The sequence below is a fragment of the Verminephrobacter aporrectodeae subsp. tuberculatae genome (assembly GCF_026127385.1).
GTDB classification, from domain to species: Bacteria; Pseudomonadota; Gammaproteobacteria; order Burkholderiales; family Burkholderiaceae_C; genus Acidovorax; species Acidovorax aporrectodeae.
The window spans coordinates 494,009-508,970 of record NZ_QZCX01000001.1 but is presented as its reverse complement, the minus strand read 5'-3'; the positions used below and the strand labels follow the sequence as shown (position 1 = coordinate 508,970).

The window sequence follows — 14,962 nt, the reverse complement described above, 5'->3', positions numbered from 1 at the left end:
GTTGGTCATTCAGTGCGCTGCGCGTCACCCGCAGTCCGCTCATTTCTCACGATGGCGCGCATGATGCGCTCCTGGCTCGCTTGCGCCGTGGGCATCTCGGCAACGAAGCGGCCCTCGTTCATCACGTAAATGCGGTCCGAAATGCCCAGCAGCTCGGGCATTTCCGAGGAGATGACGAGCACGCATTTGCCCTCGGCCGCGAGCTGGGCGATGAGGGTGTAGATCTCGAACTTCGCGCCCACGTCGATGCCGCGCGTGGGCTCGTCGAGGATCAGCACCTCGGGGTTCGTGAAGAGCCACTTCGCGAGCACCACCTTCTGCTGGTTTCCGCCCGAGAGGTTGAGCGTCTTCTGGTTCACGCCGGAGCAGCGGATGCGCAGCTTCTCGCGGTAGTCCTGCGCCACCCGGTGCGCGCGCCCATGGTCGATCACCTGCGCGCGGGAGATGCCCCCCAGGTGCGCCAGAGGCACGTTGAACTGGATGTCCTCGTTGAGCACCAGGCCGTTGCCCTTGCGGTCTTCGGTGACGTAGGCCAGCCCGTGGCGCACGGCCCGCTCCACCGTGCTCACGTCGATCGGCTTGCCGTGCAGGCGCACCTCGCCGCTGATGCGCTGCCCCCAGGAGCGCCCGAAGACGCTCATGGCCAGTTCCGTGCGACCCGCGCCCATGAGTCCCGCGATGCCCACGATTTCGCCGCGCCGCACGTGCAGGTTGACGTCCTGGATGAACGCGCGCTCGCTGCGCTGCGGGTGGTAGGCGCGCCAGTTGCGCACCTCGAACACGGTGTCGCCGATGCGCGGCACGCGCCGCGGATAGCGCTCGGCCATCTCGCGCCCGACCATGGCCCGGATCACACGGTCTTCGCTCGCGGGTGCGGTGCTGCAATCCATGGTCTCCACCGTGCTGCCGTCGCGCAGGACCGTGATCGCGTCGGCCACCCGGGAGATTTCGTTGAGCTTGTGCGAGATCAGGATGCAGGTGATTCCCTGGCCCCTGAGTTCCAGCAGCAGGTCCAGCAGCGCCCGGCTGTCGTTTTCGTTCAGGCTCGCGGTGGGCTCGTCCAGAATCAGCAGCCGGACCTTGCGCGACAGCGCCTTGGCGATCTCGACCAGCTGCTGCTTGCCCACGCCCAGGTGGGCGATCAGGGTGTCGGGAGACTCCCGCAGGCCCACCTTGCGCAGCAGCGCCTGCGTCAGGCTGTGCGCGGCCATCCAGTCGATCACGCCATGGCGCGCGGTCTCGTTGCCCAGAAACACGTTCTCGGCAATCGACAGCAGCGGCACCAGCGCCAACTCCTGGTGGATGATGACCACGCCCAGTTGCTCGCTGTCGTGGATTCCCTGAAATTGGCGCGCCTGCCCCTCGAAGACGATTTCACCGCTGTAGCTGCCGTGCGGGTAGACCCCGGAGAGCACCTTCATCAGGGTGGACTTGCCCGCGCCGTTCTCGCCCACGATGGCGTGGATCTCGCCCGCGCGCACGCGCAGGTTGACCTTGTCGAGCGCGACCACGCCGGAGAAGGTTTTGCGGATGTCCCGCATTTCGAGCAGCATGTTTCGTTCTTCGTTGCAGCAGTCTGGACGGCGCCCGCTCCGGCGCGGGCGCCAGCGTTCAGCGCAGCTGCGATTCCTTGTAGTAGCCGCTGCCGATGAGCACGGGGTTCCAGTTGGACATGTCCACCGCCACCGGCTTGAGCAGGTACGAGGGAACGACCTTCATGCCGTTGTCGTAGGTCTTGGTGTCGTTGATCTCGGGCTGCTTGCCGGAGAGCACGGCATCGACCATGTTCGCGGCGACCCGGGCGAGCTCGCGCGTGTCCTTGAACACGGTGGAATGCTGCTCGCCCTTGAGGATGGACTTCATCGAAGGGACCTCGGCGTCCTGCCCGCTGACCACCGGGCAGGCCTGCTGCGCCGTGCAGTAGCCCAGGCCCTTGAGCGAGGACAGGATGCCGATCGACAGGCCATCGTAGGGCGAGAGCACGGCGTGGACCCGGTCCTTGCCGTAGTACGCGGAGAGCAGATTGTCCATGCGCGCCTGCGCCACGGCGCCGTCCCAGCGCAGCGTTCCGACCTTGTTCATCCCCAACTGCTTGCTGCGCACCACGAGCTTGCCGCTGTCGAGGTAGGGTTTGAACACGCTCATCGCGCCGTCGTAGAAAAAGAAGGCGTTGTTGTCGTCGGGCGAACCGCCGAAGAGCTCGATGTTGAACGGGCCCTTGCCCTGCTTCAGGCCCAGCTTGTCGACGATGGATTCGGCCTGCAGCACGCCGACCTGGAAGTTGTCGAAGGTGGCGTAGTAGTCAACGTTTTTCGAGCCCTTGATCAGGCGGTCGTAGGCGATGACCTTGATGGCCTTGTCCGCCGCGTTCTGCAAGACCCGCGAGAGCGTGCTGCCGTCGATGGCGGCGATCACCAGCACCTTGGCGCCCTTGGTGATCATGTTCTCGATCTGCGCGAGCTGGTTCGGGATGTCGTCATCGGCGTATTGCAAGTCGGTCTGGTAGCCGCGCTCGCGCAGCACCTTGACCATGTTGTCGCCGTCGGCGATCCAGCGCGCCGAGGACTTGGTGGGCATCGAGATGCCGATGACGCCCCCCTTGTCCTGCGCGCGCGCCAGCGGCACGCCAGCGAAGGTGGCCAGCGTGAGCATGGCCATGGCGGCCTTGAGAAATATGCGTTTCATGGATGGGTTCTCCTGCAGATCCGGGGCTTACTTGATCTGCGATTCCTTGTAGTAGCCGCTGCCGACCAGCACGGCGTTCCAGTTGGACGCGTCCACGACCACCGGCTTGAGCAGGTACGAGGGAACGATCTTCACGCCGTTGTTGTAGGTCTTGGTGTCATTCACTTCGGGCTGCTTGCCGGAGAGCAGGGCATCGACCATGTCCGCCGTGACCCGGGCGAGCGCGCGCGTGTCCTTGAACACGGTGGAGTGTTGCTCGCCCTTGATGATGGACTTCACCGAAGGCAAGTCGGCGTCCTGCCCGCTGACCACCGGGCAGGCCTGCTGCGCCGTGCAGTAGCCCAGGCCCTTGAGCGAGGACAGGATGCCCGTGGCCAGGGTATCGTTGGGCGAGAGCACGGCGTGGAGCTTGTCCTTGCCGTAGTAGGCCGAGAGCAGATTGTCCATGCGCGCCTGCGCGGCCGAGCCGTCCCAGCGCAGCGTCCCGACCTTGTTCATCCCCAGCTGCTTGCTGCGCACCACGAGCTTGCCGCTGTCGATATAGGGCTTGAGCACGCTCATCGCGCCGTCGTAGAAAAAGAAGGCGTTGTTGTCGTCGGGCGAACCGCCGAAGACTTCGATGTTGAACGGGCCCTTGCCCTGCTTCAGGCCGAGCTTGTTCACGAGGGATTCGGCCTGCAGCACGCCGACCTGGAAGTTGTCGAAGGTGGCGTAGTAGTCAACGTTCTTCGAGCCCTTGATCAGGCGGTCGTAGGCGATGACCTTGATGGACTTGTCCGCCGCGTTCTGCAAGACCTGCGAGAGCGTGCTGCCGTCGATGGCGGCGATCACCAGCACCTTCGCGTCCTTGGTGATCATGTTCTCGATCTGCGCGAGCTGGTTCGGGATGTCGTCCTCGGCGTATTGCAGATCGACTTGGTAGCCACGCTCGCGCAGCACCTTGACCATGTTGTCGCCGTCGGCGATCCAGCGCGCCATGGACTTGGTGGGCATCGAGATGCCGATGCGGCCCTTGTCCTGCGCGCTGGCTGGCGGCGCGGCACCGAGGGCGGCAATGGCGATGGTGGCCAGGATGGCCCTGAGAATTGCACGTTTCATGGTTTTTCCTCCTGATTATTCGTGGATGGACTCGTGCCGCGAGAGGGCGGCTAATACGGTAACGACACGCGGGTCGATCCGCTGGATCGGTATTTACGCGGATGGGAGTGGCTTGCGGCAAGCGGGGCGCAGGCAGGGGTGGGACGCTGCACGATCCTGTCTCCTGGTTGTCATGGCGACGGCAAAACGCGAAGCTTATGCGCGATTTTGATATCGATCCAATAGTTTTTCAGACAAAATACATATCGATCTCCGCATTCTGGAAAACCCGATGGGCACTGACAGTCACTGGTTCATCCGTGCGCGCCTGAAGACGCGCCAACTGCTGCTGCTGGTCGCGCTCGCCGACGAGGGCAACATCCACCGCGCGGCGCAGCAGCTGAGCATGACCCAGCCGGCCGCTTCCAGGCTGCTCAAGGACCTGGAGGACATGCTCGAACTGCCGCTGTTCGAGCGCCTGCCGCGCGGCATGCGGCCCACCTGGTACGGCGAGACCATGATCCGCCACGCGCGCATGGCGCTGGACAGCCTGAAGCAGGCGCACGAGGAACTGGGCGCGCTCAGGACCGGGCATTTCGGTCAGGTGGGCGTCGGCGCCGTCGCCTCGCAGGGCTTGCGCCTGCTGCCCCCGGCGGTGGTGCAGGTCAAGCAGGAGCACCCCAGCCTGCGCGTATCCATCGAAATCGACAGCAGCCCGGTGCTGCTCGCGCGGCTCGAGCAGGGCCGGCTCGACATCCTGGTGTGCCGTCTGTTCGCCGAGCACGACAAGACCCATCTGCGCTACGAATCGCTCACCGAGGAATCGATCTGCGCGGTGACCCGGCCCGGGCACCCGCTGCTCGCGACGCAGGCCCTGACGCTGCGCGAACTGCTCTCCGCGGGCCTGTCGGCGGGCTGGATCGTTCCGCCCGCCGGCAGTGTGCTGCGGCATCGCTTCGATCTGCTGTTCCAGCAGGAGGGGCTCGCGCAGCCGATCAACACGGTCGAGGCCTCTGCCCTTCTGTTCATCACCCGCATGCTCCAGCAAAGCGACATGATCGCCGTGGTGGGGGCCGACGTGGGGCACTACTACGCGGCCTACGGAATCGTCACCGTGCTGCCGTTGGCCCTGCCCTGCCACATGGATGCCTTCGGCATCATCACGCGCACGGACCGCCTGCTCTCGCCCGCGGCGCAGGTGATGATGGCGGCGCTCAGGCAGACCTGTTTGTCGCAGTACGGGCGCCCGGTGGACGCGGGCTGAATTCCTACGGCGGCAGAACCGCCTGCGTGCGCTCCTGGCGCACCAGATACAGGCCGCTGCCGATGACGATCGCGCCCCCGAGCAGGGTCGGATACCCGGGCACCGTTTGCCACAGCGCCCAGTCCAGCGCCAACCCCCAGGCCAGGGCGGTGTACTCGAACGGGGCGACCACCGAGGTCTGCCCATGGCGGAACGCCTCGGTGATCGCCAGCTGACCCAGAAACCCCGTCACCGCCAGGCCCGCGAGCAGCGGCCAATGCGCGCGCTCCACGGCAACCCACTGCGGCCAGGCGAGCACGCCGGCGCCCAGCGCCAGCATCACCGTGGTCCAGAAGACCAGGCTGGCGCTGGTTTCGGCGCGCGAGAGCACGCGGCCCGTAATGGCCGACACGGCATAGCAGGCCGCCGCCAGCACCGCCAGCGCACCCGGGGTGAAAAACGCCTCCCGACCCGGGCGCAGCGCCACCAGCACCCCGACCATGCCGAGCACGATGGCGCTCCAATGCGCTGCGCGCACCCGCTCGCGCAGCACCACGGTCGAGAGCGCCGTGATCAGCAGCGGGGCGATGAAGAACAGCGTGTAGGCCTGCGCCAGAGCCAGCTCCCGCAGCGCATACGCATACAGCGCGAGCATCGCCACGTTGAGCCCGCCCCGCAGCAGATGCAGCGACCAGCGCACGCGCAGCAGTCCGCGCGCGTTCCCGCGCCACAGCACGTACAGCGCCACCAGCGGCAGCGCGGTCCAGCCGCGCAACGCCGCCACCTGCATGGCAGGGTAGCTGGGCGACAGCGTCTTGAGCAGCGCGTCCAGGAGCGAAAAAAAGCCCCCCGCAGCCAGCATGGCGACGATGCCGCGCAGATTCGCCGCAGCCGTGTGCGTGCGCTGCGCCGCAGCGGCGGCTTGCACCGTCATGCCCGGGCTTTCCTGCGTGGGCGCCGCGGCCCATCCGGCGCGCGGACGCTCGTGCGCGGCGCGGGAGGCGCGATCGAAAAGGAGGGTGGCCGGTGCATGGAGCGTGTGCCGGGCGGGCGTGGGCGTGGGGTGCGCAGCGTGGGGTCACAGAATGTAACACACGCAAGCCGCGTCAGCCGCCGGGCGCAGCGCCCGTGGCAGCGGGGCCGGAGGTCGCGCGACAATCGGCGGCACCATGAAAAGCATTCTTCCCCTGCAGTTGTTCGTCGCCCCGGACAAGAACGACCCCGCGCCGCTGATCGTCTACCACGGGGGCCACTGCCCCGATGGCTTTGGCGCAGCGTTTGCCGCCTGGCTCTACTACGGAGACAGCGCGCAATACCTGGGCCTGGACCATGGCGACGTGCAGACCGTGGACGGCCTGCCACCCGTGCAGGGCCGTGCCGTCTACGTCCTGGATTTTTCCTTTCCGGCCGATATGCTGCGCGCCATCGACGCACACGCCGCCAAGCTCGTGCTGCTCGACCACCACAAGAGCGCCGCAGAAAAGCTCAGCGGCTTTGCCTGCCGCTGCGGGGTTCTGCACTTTGACATGCACAAGTCGGGCGCGCGCCTGGCGTGGGAGTTCTTTCACCCGAACGCGCCGCTTCCGGCGCTGCTCAAGTACGTGGAAGACCGCGACCTCTGGAAGTGGGAGTTCGCCGAGAGCGCAGGCTTTCTGTCGGCGCTCGAGATGGAGGCGCAGGACTTTGCGCGCTGGCGCGAGATAGCCGCCTTCACGCCCGAGCAGAGCGCCCGGTTCATGGCGCGCGGTGGCGCCATGGACGAGAAGTACCGCCGGCTCGCGGCCGACATCGCCGAAGGCGCCCAGCCCCTGGTGTTCAACGGCATCGAGGGGCTGATGGTGAACGCCCCCGGCGTGTTCCACAGCCTGGTGGGCGACATGCTCTCGGCCAAGAGCGGCAGCTTTGCGCTGATGTGGAGCGCGGGCGCCAAGGGTGTGCGGGTGGGGCTGCGTGCGCAGCGCAATTTCGACTGCATCGCGCTGGCCGAGAGCATGGGCGGCGGCGGCCACGCGCAGGCCTGCGGCTTCAGGATGGGGCTGGACCGATTGCCCGAACTGCTCGCGGGCCGCTTCGACGCCTGAGGCGTCAAGTTTTATCGGCGCCCGCCGATATCCTGGACAGCACCCTGCAAGGACCGTCAGCATGTTCAGCACCCATGGCCGCGCCCGTGCCGCCACCGCGTATCGGCGCATCGATGTAGAGACCATCCGGCATACGCTGGACCCGTACCAGCAGGTCAGCCTGCTGTACGCAGGCGTCCTCGACTCCATTGCCACGGCGCGCGGCGCCATGGCGCGCGGCGACGTGCCGGGCAAGGTAGCGGCCATTGCCCGGGCGCTGCGCATTCTCGAAGAGGGGCTGAGCGCGTCCCTGGACCGGGTCGCCGGCGGCGAGCTCGCGCAGAACCTGGCCGCGCTCTACGACTACTGCACGCACCGCCTGATTCTGGCGAACGCGCGCAACGACGACGCGGCGCTGCTCCAGGTCACGCACCTGATCGGGTCCGTGGCCCGGGGCTGGGATGGCATCCGCAAGACGGACGCTGCGCCCGATCCCGAGTCCGAGCCCATGGTGCTGGGGGGCTGAGCCATGTCGCAGGGGTTGATCGACTGCTACAAGGCCATCGAGGACAGCAGCGCCAGGATGCTGGACGCCGCCAGGCGCAGGGATTGGGACGCCGTGCTGCGCTGCGAGGGCGCCTGCGCCGTGCTCATCGGGCAGCTGCGCCTGAAGGCGCAGGAGCAGGCGCTGGCGCCGGAACAGCGCAGCGAAAAGGCGCGCATCATGCAGCGCATCCTGCGCAACGACGCCCGCATCCGCTGCCTGGCAGAGCCTTGGCTGGCGCAGTTCGAACAGCTGTTCGCAGGCCGGCGGCTGCACTGAGAGCGGGTGGCGCGATGACCCGATTCGAGCCCCAATGGGTGTCTTAGCCTGAAGGCGCGGATGGGCCGTGATCACCGCCAGAGTCGCGTTCGGAGAATACTTCCCTTGCCGCGAGCGTGGCATTGATGGCGGCTGGAAACCCTGCATAGGCCGCCACGTGAATGGCCAACTCGAGCATCTGCTCGCGCGTGCCCCCGACGTTGAGCAGGCCATGAATATGGACCCTGAGCTGCGGCGTGGCAGTGCCCAGCGCGGCAAGCGCCGCCACGGTAATCAGCTCACGCTCGAGAAGTTCCAGCACGGGGCGGGTGTAAATCTCGCCAAAGCCAAACTCCACGATGAAGCGACCGAGGTCCGGCGCGATTCCCTTCAGGGAGGCCATCACCGCCTCGCCGGCGTGGCCGTCGATGCGCGAGAGGGCATCCATCCCGGCTTGATACCGGGCATCGCCGGGGCAAGAAGGCGTCGTCGTGGGCGTGAAATGCAGCTGGCGTTCGTCGAACACCTCCTTGGCAGCAAAAACACCATTCAGGGCGGTCGGAAAGCCTGCGTAGACAAGCAAGTGGGTCATCAGTTCGACGATCTTGGCAGCGCTGCACCCCACGTTGAGCGCAGCGGCAATATGGAACTTCAGCTGCGGCCGCGCATTGCCCAGCACGGCCAAGACGGCGACGGTCGCCAATTGCCGGTCGTGGTAGCTCAGGTGAGGTCGCTGATAGATCTCGCCATACACAAAGCGGATCGCCAGCCTGCCCAGGTCGGGCGAAACGTCGGCCAGGGCATCGATGAGGGAGGGTCTGCGGGTTGCCTCGATGTGGCACAGGCAGGTCAATCCAAGCGCGTAGGCGCTGCGATCCGTGGGGGTCGATGGGGTGTTCATCCTTCGGAGGCTAAGGATGTTTTCTGGTGTTGGCGATTTCTTGTTTGGTTGATACTTTTTTGGTATCGTTTTTTTCCCATTCGCGTCGGCTACTCTTTGCAATCTTGTCAATGGCTGCTGCATTGTGTCAAGTTGCGTCCGGCGTGGCCTGCGGGCATGGCATGGCACCTTCGTGCGGGGGAATCGAGGACGTCGCATCGCGCGCGGCAATCTGTGCGTGGCACGCTTTGATTTCGGCCTTGACATGCCACGTATGGAGATCAGGGACGGATCAAACGCACCAGTGCAAAGACAGCGCTCATCAAAGCTAGTGTGAGCCATGCGAAGGGAATCAAGGAGTGGACACCCAGCAGCGACGAGACGCCCATGACGCCAGCGGAGATCAACATCAACGAGAAGCCGAGCAGCGAACTGGTCAGCCCTGCAAGGTGTGGAAACGACGAGACTCCCAGGGCCATGAGATTCGGGTACATCACACCGCTGAAAAATACGACGCACGCGAAAGGCAGCACCAATGCCCAGAGCTTGAGGTCAAAGCCGATGGCCAGTGTTACTTGAATCACCGCAGCCACCAGTGCCAGTGCCGACGCAAGCGCGAACTTGCGCGTGGTCGTGATACTTCGGGGAAGCAGGCGGTTGGAAAAAACGCCGCAGAAATACACTGCGCCCAGAGCCAGGGCCACGGCACCGAACCCCTGCGGACCGTATCCCATCACGGTCTGGACTATGAACGGCGCGACCAAGTTGAAAGACAAGAGTGCTCCGTAGCATAGCCCCATGGCCACGAAAATGAGAATGAAGCGCAGCGTTCCATATATCTCGATGACTCCGCGCATTATGGCGCTGGCGCTCAATGGGACCAGCCGTCGATTGGTCTCTTTCATCACCCCGACGATGAGTCCCAACAGAACGATCGCGTAGACCGCGAGAAAGACCAGTGAGTAACGCCATCCGACAAAGGTCTGGAAAGTTGCGCCAAGCACTGGTGCAATGACCGGGCCAACACCCCAACCAATTACCATATAAGTCAGCACCTGTGCCAACTTCGGTCCCTGGAAACGATCGGCAGCGATCGCCCGCATGAGCACAGAGGCTGCCGTGATGCCGACCCCCTGCACCACACGCCCCACGATGAACCAAGTGATTGTCTGTGCGAGGATCGAAATCGCTGATCCGCAGAGGAACAGGAGAATCCCTGAAATCAACGCACGTCGGCGCCCGAAACTGTCGGAAACCGGGCCGTAGACCAACTGACCCGCTGCAAATGCCACCAAGTAAAGCGTCACACTCCATTGCACTGTTGTCCGATCAATGGCGAACTCTGACGCCATCAGTGGCAGTGATGGGACAAAGATATCAATTGCCATCTGCCCAATCGGCGCCAGAGCGACGATGAGAAGTGCGAGAAAGTTTTCGTACCAAGGTTTCTCGGCCTGGGGGCTGGATTGGGTCAAAGTGGTTTCTGTCATGTGAGGATTCTCCAGTTGCGTGCCCGTGCGATTGCAACGAGCGATGGGTCATGGGGAACAACGCCGGGATGACCGACAAGTTCGAGTAGGGGTAGATCGGAAAGATGGTCACCATAGGCCGCACATGCGAGAGGGTTGATCCCGCCTCGCGCCATCAGATAACGCGCTGCGCGCGCCTTGTTTGCACCAATCATGGGCTGCTCAACCCAACCGGTGAGTCGTCCGTTGACAATCCTGGGTCGGGTACAGAGCAGGTCGTCGGCACCGAGTTGGATACGCAGTGGCTCCAGCACAGCTGGAAATGAACCGGAAACAAGCACAATCCGATCGCCGCGCTGGCGATGCATCGCCAGCGCGGCGACCGTTGGGCGCAGAAAGAAATTAGGTTCAGTTGTGCGCAGCACGACCCACTCCGCAGCTGCGGTGGCGACCGCATTAGCGGATGTTCCACGCCAAAAAAAATAGTAGAGACGGTTGATGACAACGCGCGGTGCACCCATAGCGGTCAATCGACGCAAACAACGCAAGCGAACCTCGAAGCGCTCCAGTCCAGCTTTGCCCTCGGTCTGCTCCAAGTAAAAGCGCATCACCGCGAACATGCTTTTCGACGCGATCAACGTCTCATCGACATCAAAGAACGCCACAACAGGACACGTCATGACTGAATCTCCAGCAAGACGCCGGTCCATGAGAAACCAGCACCGGCGCCGATCAGCAGCACCCGATCATCGGGATTCAGGCGCCCCGTGCGGATCAATGCATCCAGTGCCACTATCTGATCGGTCGTTCCGAGGTGCCCTACGGATGCCCCGAAGCTGAACAGGCTACGCGCCTGTGCGTCTTCAAAAGCTGGAAAGTAATTATCGCGCAGTAGATCAAGTCCCAGATGGGGAAAGAGGATGTAGCGAACGGCGCGTTCGGACTTCGCGTTGGCGAATAACCGACCTTTGATTCCTGTTAGGGCTTCTCGTGTGCCGCGCTGAAGACGCTCACGGCCTTGGGTGCTCAGAAACCGCCGTTTGGCAGCACGCACATCATTGCTGCCCAAGCCAGTGCTGTCGTGCAAAGCGCAAAGTCCGGGATCGGTCACGGTTTCTATAGCCAGGATCCTGGCGATCCCATGTCCGGGGCCAATCACCATCGCAGCGGCGCCATCGCCATAGAGGATGCCGTAGTCGGACGTGATTCGGCAAAATCCGGTCGTGGCAAAGCAATCACTGCCAACCAGCAACGCCCGCCCAGTCGCGGTTTTTCCAAGATGCTCGCAAGCGAACTGAAGTCCAAGAAGCAGGCCATCGCACCCCTGGCGCAATGCCAGCGGCCGTGCTAGTGTCGCCCCTAGTTCGGCTTGAACAGCGGTCGCCGGATTCCAGAAAACGCCCATCCCTTGATCATGAATCGATGCATGAACAACCAGTGCCAATGTCTTTGCTGCTGGGGATGCAAGACGCTGACTCGCTGCAATCGCAAGCTGCCCTGCAGAGCGATTTTTCTCGACAGCCAAGCCTTCGTATCCCATCTGGGAAAACCTCGCAGTTTCTCCAGGCCAGTCGGCCGCCAGATTGCCGATCGAAACCTTTGATTCAGGCAACTCAACAGCAAGATCGAGAATGGACAGACCTGTCATTTCACCTCCTCCATGTGCCCAAACAATAATCTCTGCAATTTACGCACATGCCGATCTGGGGTCATCCAAATACGCATTCCGGGGATCTTCCAGCACCCTGTTTCGGTCTCGTCTGGCGTTAGTTCCAGTCGTCTGTCGACGCGACGACCTACCCGCAGAACTTGTCGTACTTTGGGATCCGTGCTTCCGAGTCGATCTGGTCCCGTTGCGTTGTAGTCTGTGGCGAGATGACTCAGACGAATCGCCATGTCAGCTAGTGTTTGGCGAAGAGCCTCGATCTCCGCTTCGGTGCGAGCGTCGCGCAAGGCCGCAACAAGAGGCATCATTGCGACCTGCGCCAACGTGGCCTCGGCAACGGATCTGCGCTCTGCTTCGTAGCTGTCGAACCCTATAGTGAAGGCGAGCCCGCTTGTCAGTCGCTGCGCAATGGCTTCTGCGTCAACGATCCCTAGATTGAGCGCCTGTCCGCCAGCGGGAGGGTGCACATGTGCTGCATCGCCGGCAAGCCAGACACGTCCTTCCCCCCAGTGACTGGCTAACCGCGCGTGCACCCGGTAGGCCACCACCCGGTCGATATTGGTAACCCGCAAGTTCGGATTCGTCACGAGTCGCGCTTGTTCAACCAAGAATTCGGCTGCAGTGAGATCTGGACGGTTGGCGTCCTGGGTGATAGCGCGACCAGGGCCGGCGACACGTACGCCACCATCTCGAAACGGTAGCCACGAAACAACGCCTTGCGTGGTGACGAGCATCGTGCTTACGCTACCAGGTGCCAGCGCGACGGTCGGCGTGCCTTCTCCAAGGATGTAGGGATAGGGGATTGTTTCGCCCTCGAACCTTGCCCCGAGTTGTGTCCGCACGGTCGAGCGGGCACCATCGCATCCAACAAGCCAAGCCGCTTCAATAGTCTGGCAGCCTCCGCTGGTAAAGTTCAGCCTGATCTGAACACTGTCGGGGAACTGAAAAAATCCTTCGACAGTAGTGCCACGATGAACAACCACACCCATGTCCAATAGCGCTCGGGTGAGAAGCAACTCAATGTCTGGTTGGCGCAAGTTGAGTACACATGGGAATCGCGTTGGCAAGGTATCAAACTCAATTGCTAATTGCAGTCCGTCGGGCCGCACGAAAGCGATGGCGTGTTGCATGAGCCCCGAGTTCAGGAACTCGTTGATCAAGCCAAGACGGTCCAGAATTTCCAAGACCCGAGCATGAATCATTGCTGCCCGGGGGCGAGTGTCAATGGTTGGAGATGCTTCATAGACGGTGACATCTAGCCCCAATTGTCTCAACATCAAGGCGAGTGCCAAGCCGGTCGGTCCGGCGCCTGCGATGACAATGGGTCCAGTCATGATGCTATCCGTTGGCTGCCGTCGTGGCTGGGATTGTGATCTTGTTGAATATCCTGACTCAGAGATATTATCGGATATGGCGGATTCTCCATTCCGAGGACGCCTCGAACACAGGCATCGGCAAGCGCAAATTCCCGTGTCCTGATGTGATCTGCATCAAATACTGAATACGAAACTACGGATGTTGCGCACTCAATTCCCTGTTGCCATACGCCAACCGATGCCGTGACAGACAATCGTCCGTCGTCGCCATGCTTGATCTTATCCGGCCGAAATGACACACTGGCATCAACCGGGAACACGAAGAACTTGTAGTCGATTTTCATCGATTTGATGACGAAATAGGTTTTTACCGGAGTTTGTTCGTTGAACAAGTGCTCTTTCGTGACTGCCAAGAACATCTGTCGAACTGCTTCGATCAGGACCATGCCTTGAACATGCTGACCAGTAACGTGGTCCAGCAACAATTCGTTGCGTGCGTCAATCAGAAGGTCGGCCACGAATCGATGCTCATCAGCGCGTTTCGGGACACTGATCAAAACATTTTGCGGCTCATGCTTATGAACATGACTGTAGCTCGCTGGAGTCGGTTGGGATTCACGTGCCGTAGTTATGGCAACGCGCCCCTGAGTTCGACGAATCAGTCGGATAAGGGATGCACGATCGCTATCCGAAACACCTTGTCCCCAAATCAGTAGTGTTGGCAATGCAGCATCACTGCCAACATCGTCAAGCTGGCGTAAGCGTCTCACTAATTCGCTGACAGTGAAGACTCCATCTACAGATGAGAACCCAGAGAAGCAGTCACCAACAACAATTCCACTTTTTGCCATATCACCTCCATTACATGAAAATCAGAAATTCAGACAATACAAGAAGACTGACAAGTCGCACTATTACTTGATATAGATACCGATCTTGTGTCGCAAACTTGGGCATTGTTGTATAAATCCTGGGCCGCATGGCGTGCGAACGCTTGCTACCACAAGTGCTCGCTGGTGGAGAGCCTGATGTACTGTCTCAAGATGCTTACCAGCCATTTCCTGTGGGCACGCACGATTGGTTCGCAGGCCACCGATGTCGCCATCCGTGCGGGCGTGCTCAATCGCATGGCCGGTTTTGGCCCGCCCGCAGTCCATGCACATTATTTGAATTGGTGTTTTTGGGAGGCGCGCATCTTCGCCGGTCGAGTAATGCAACAACGCCCAAGGAGTCGTCGTTGTTGGCGCGAAATGCAGCTTACGTTCATCGAACACCTTCTTGGCAGGAAAAATGCCATTCAAGGTGGTCGGGAAGCCTACGTAGACAACCAAGTGTGTCATCAGTTCGATAATTTTGGCAGCGCTATACCCCTCGTTGAGTGCAGCGGAAATATGGAACTTCAGCTGTGGCCGCGCATTACTACCCAGCACGGCCAGGATGGCCAGGATGGCCACGGTAGCCAATTGTCTGTCGTGGTAGATCAGGTGGGTTCGTTGATAGATCTCGCCATACACAAAGCGGATGACCAGCCTTCCAAGGTCGGGGGAAATGTTGGCCAAGGCATTGATGATGGATGGTTTTCTGGTTGCTTCGATGTTGCGAAGACAGGTGATTCCAACCTCGTAGGCGGTGCGATCCGTGTGGATAGATGTGCTATTCATCCTTCGTAGATTAATGATATTTTTTGAGGCTGACGATTGCTTAATTTGTTGATACCTTTTGGGTATCGGTTGGAACGTTGTGGGGCGTTGTTGCATAAATTGA

The 14,962-nt window shown here is 61.9% G+C and carries 14 protein-coding genes and 3 pseudogenes; 5 read left to right on the top strand and 12 right to left on the bottom strand.

Going from position 1 to position 14,962, the window contains the following annotated elements; all coding sequences use genetic code 11:
* Positions 1-5 precede the first annotated feature (5 nt).
* Genes mmsA through chvE (D5041_RS01885) form a run of 3 tightly spaced genes read right to left on the bottom strand, consistent with a single transcriptional unit; the run spans position 6 to position 3,783 of the window.
* Positions 6-1,553: a multiple monosaccharide ABC transporter ATP-binding protein gene (gene mmsA, locus D5041_RS01895; protein ID WP_265283750.1), complete on the bottom strand. Its 1,548-nt coding sequence runs from the start codon at positions 1,551-1,553 to the stop codon at positions 6-8.
* A 58-nt stretch (positions 1,554-1,611) separates the two neighbouring features.
* The gene (gene chvE / locus D5041_RS01890) at positions 1,612-2,685 is read right to left on the bottom strand and encodes a multiple monosaccharide ABC transporter substrate-binding protein (protein WP_265258509.1); all 1,074 of its coding nucleotides are present in this window, start codon (positions 2,683-2,685) and stop codon (positions 1,612-1,614) included.
* Between the two features lie 27 nt (positions 2,686-2,712).
* Positions 2,713-3,783 (bottom strand): multiple monosaccharide ABC transporter substrate-binding protein, encoded by a 1,071-nt coding sequence (chvE, locus tag D5041_RS01885; RefSeq protein WP_265283748.1) that lies wholly within the window; start codon positions 3,781-3,783, stop codon positions 2,713-2,715.
* Positions 3,784-4,054: 271 nt separating this feature from the next.
* Between chvE (D5041_RS01885) and D5041_RS01880 the strand changes: the two genes are divergently transcribed.
* Positions 4,055-5,026, top strand: a complete 972-nt coding sequence (locus D5041_RS01880) for a LysR family transcriptional regulator (protein ID WP_010110117.1) — start codon at positions 4,055-4,057, stop codon at positions 5,024-5,026.
* A gap of 4 nt (positions 5,027-5,030) precedes the next feature.
* Here the strand turns inward: D5041_RS01880 and D5041_RS01875 are convergent, their stop codons facing one another.
* Positions 5,031-5,939 carry a DMT family transporter gene (locus tag D5041_RS01875; RefSeq protein WP_265283747.1) on the bottom strand — a complete coding sequence of 303 codons (909 nt, stop codon included), beginning with the start codon at positions 5,937-5,939 and terminating at the stop codon, positions 5,031-5,033.
* 235 nt (positions 5,940-6,174) lie between these two features.
* Here D5041_RS01875 and D5041_RS01870 point away from each other — a divergent pair, with 235 nt between their 5' ends.
* The 3 genes from D5041_RS01870 (at position 6,175) to fliT (ending at position 7,888) form a co-directional block, all read left to right on the top strand.
* Entirely contained in the window at positions 6,175-7,086 is a 912-nt protein-coding gene (locus D5041_RS01870; RefSeq protein WP_265258511.1) for a DHH family phosphoesterase, read from the top strand.
* A gap of 61 nt (positions 7,087-7,147) precedes the next feature.
* Entirely contained in the window at positions 7,148-7,591 is a 444-nt protein-coding gene (gene fliS, locus D5041_RS01865; RefSeq protein WP_265283746.1) for a flagellar export chaperone FliS, read from the top strand.
* 3 nt (positions 7,592-7,594) lie between these two features.
* Positions 7,595-7,888 (top strand): flagellar protein FliT, encoded by a 294-nt coding sequence (gene fliT, locus D5041_RS01860; protein ID WP_010110264.1) that lies wholly within the window; start codon positions 7,595-7,597, stop codon positions 7,886-7,888.
* A gap of 43 nt (positions 7,889-7,931) precedes the next feature.
* Here the strand turns inward: fliT and D5041_RS01855 are convergent, their stop codons facing one another.
* The 7 genes and pseudogenes from D5041_RS01855 to D5041_RS01825 form a co-directional block, all read right to left on the bottom strand.
* A complete protein-coding gene (locus D5041_RS01855; protein ID WP_265283745.1) occupies positions 7,932-8,768 on the bottom strand; it encodes a carboxymuconolactone decarboxylase family protein in 837 nt (278 codons plus the stop codon).
* Between the two features lie 130 nt (positions 8,769-8,898).
* Positions 8,899-9,003 (bottom strand): annotated as a pseudogene (locus tag D5041_RS01850) (IS5/IS1182 family transposase); the annotation flags it as partial.
* Between the two features lie 25 nt (positions 9,004-9,028).
* Entirely contained in the window at positions 9,029-10,237 is a 1,209-nt protein-coding gene (locus D5041_RS01845) for a multidrug effflux MFS transporter (protein WP_265283744.1), read from the bottom strand.
* Positions 10,234-10,896 (bottom strand): HAD family hydrolase, encoded by a 663-nt coding sequence (locus tag D5041_RS01840; protein WP_265283743.1) that lies wholly within the window; start codon positions 10,894-10,896, stop codon positions 10,234-10,236. Before D5041_RS01840 ends, D5041_RS01845 begins: the two co-directional genes overlap by 4 nt.
* Entirely contained in the window at positions 10,893-11,864 is a 972-nt protein-coding gene (locus tag D5041_RS01835) for a ketoacyl-ACP synthase III family protein (protein WP_265283742.1), read from the bottom strand. Before D5041_RS01835 ends, D5041_RS01840 begins: the two co-directional genes overlap by 4 nt.
* Complete coding sequence (locus D5041_RS01830) at positions 11,861-13,216, bottom strand: FAD-dependent oxidoreductase (RefSeq protein ID WP_265283741.1); 1,356 nt, start codon at positions 13,214-13,216, stop codon at positions 11,861-11,863. Before D5041_RS01830 ends, D5041_RS01835 begins: the two co-directional genes overlap by 4 nt.
* Positions 13,213-14,049 (bottom strand): AfsA-related hotdog domain-containing protein, encoded by an 837-nt coding sequence (locus D5041_RS01825; RefSeq protein WP_265283740.1) that lies wholly within the window; start codon positions 14,047-14,049, stop codon positions 13,213-13,215. Before D5041_RS01825 ends, D5041_RS01830 begins: the two co-directional genes overlap by 4 nt.
* Before the next feature lie 147 nt (positions 14,050-14,196).
* Between D5041_RS01825 and D5041_RS01820 the strand changes: the two are divergent.
* Positions 14,197-14,368 (top strand): annotated as a pseudogene (locus tag D5041_RS01820) (IS5/IS1182 family transposase); the annotation flags it as partial.
* Between the two features lie 131 nt (positions 14,369-14,499).
* Here D5041_RS01820 and D5041_RS01815 read toward each other — a convergent pair.
* Positions 14,500-14,859: pseudogene (locus tag D5041_RS01815) on the bottom strand (carboxymuconolactone decarboxylase family protein); the annotation flags it as partial.
* Positions 14,860-14,962 lie beyond the last annotated feature (103 nt).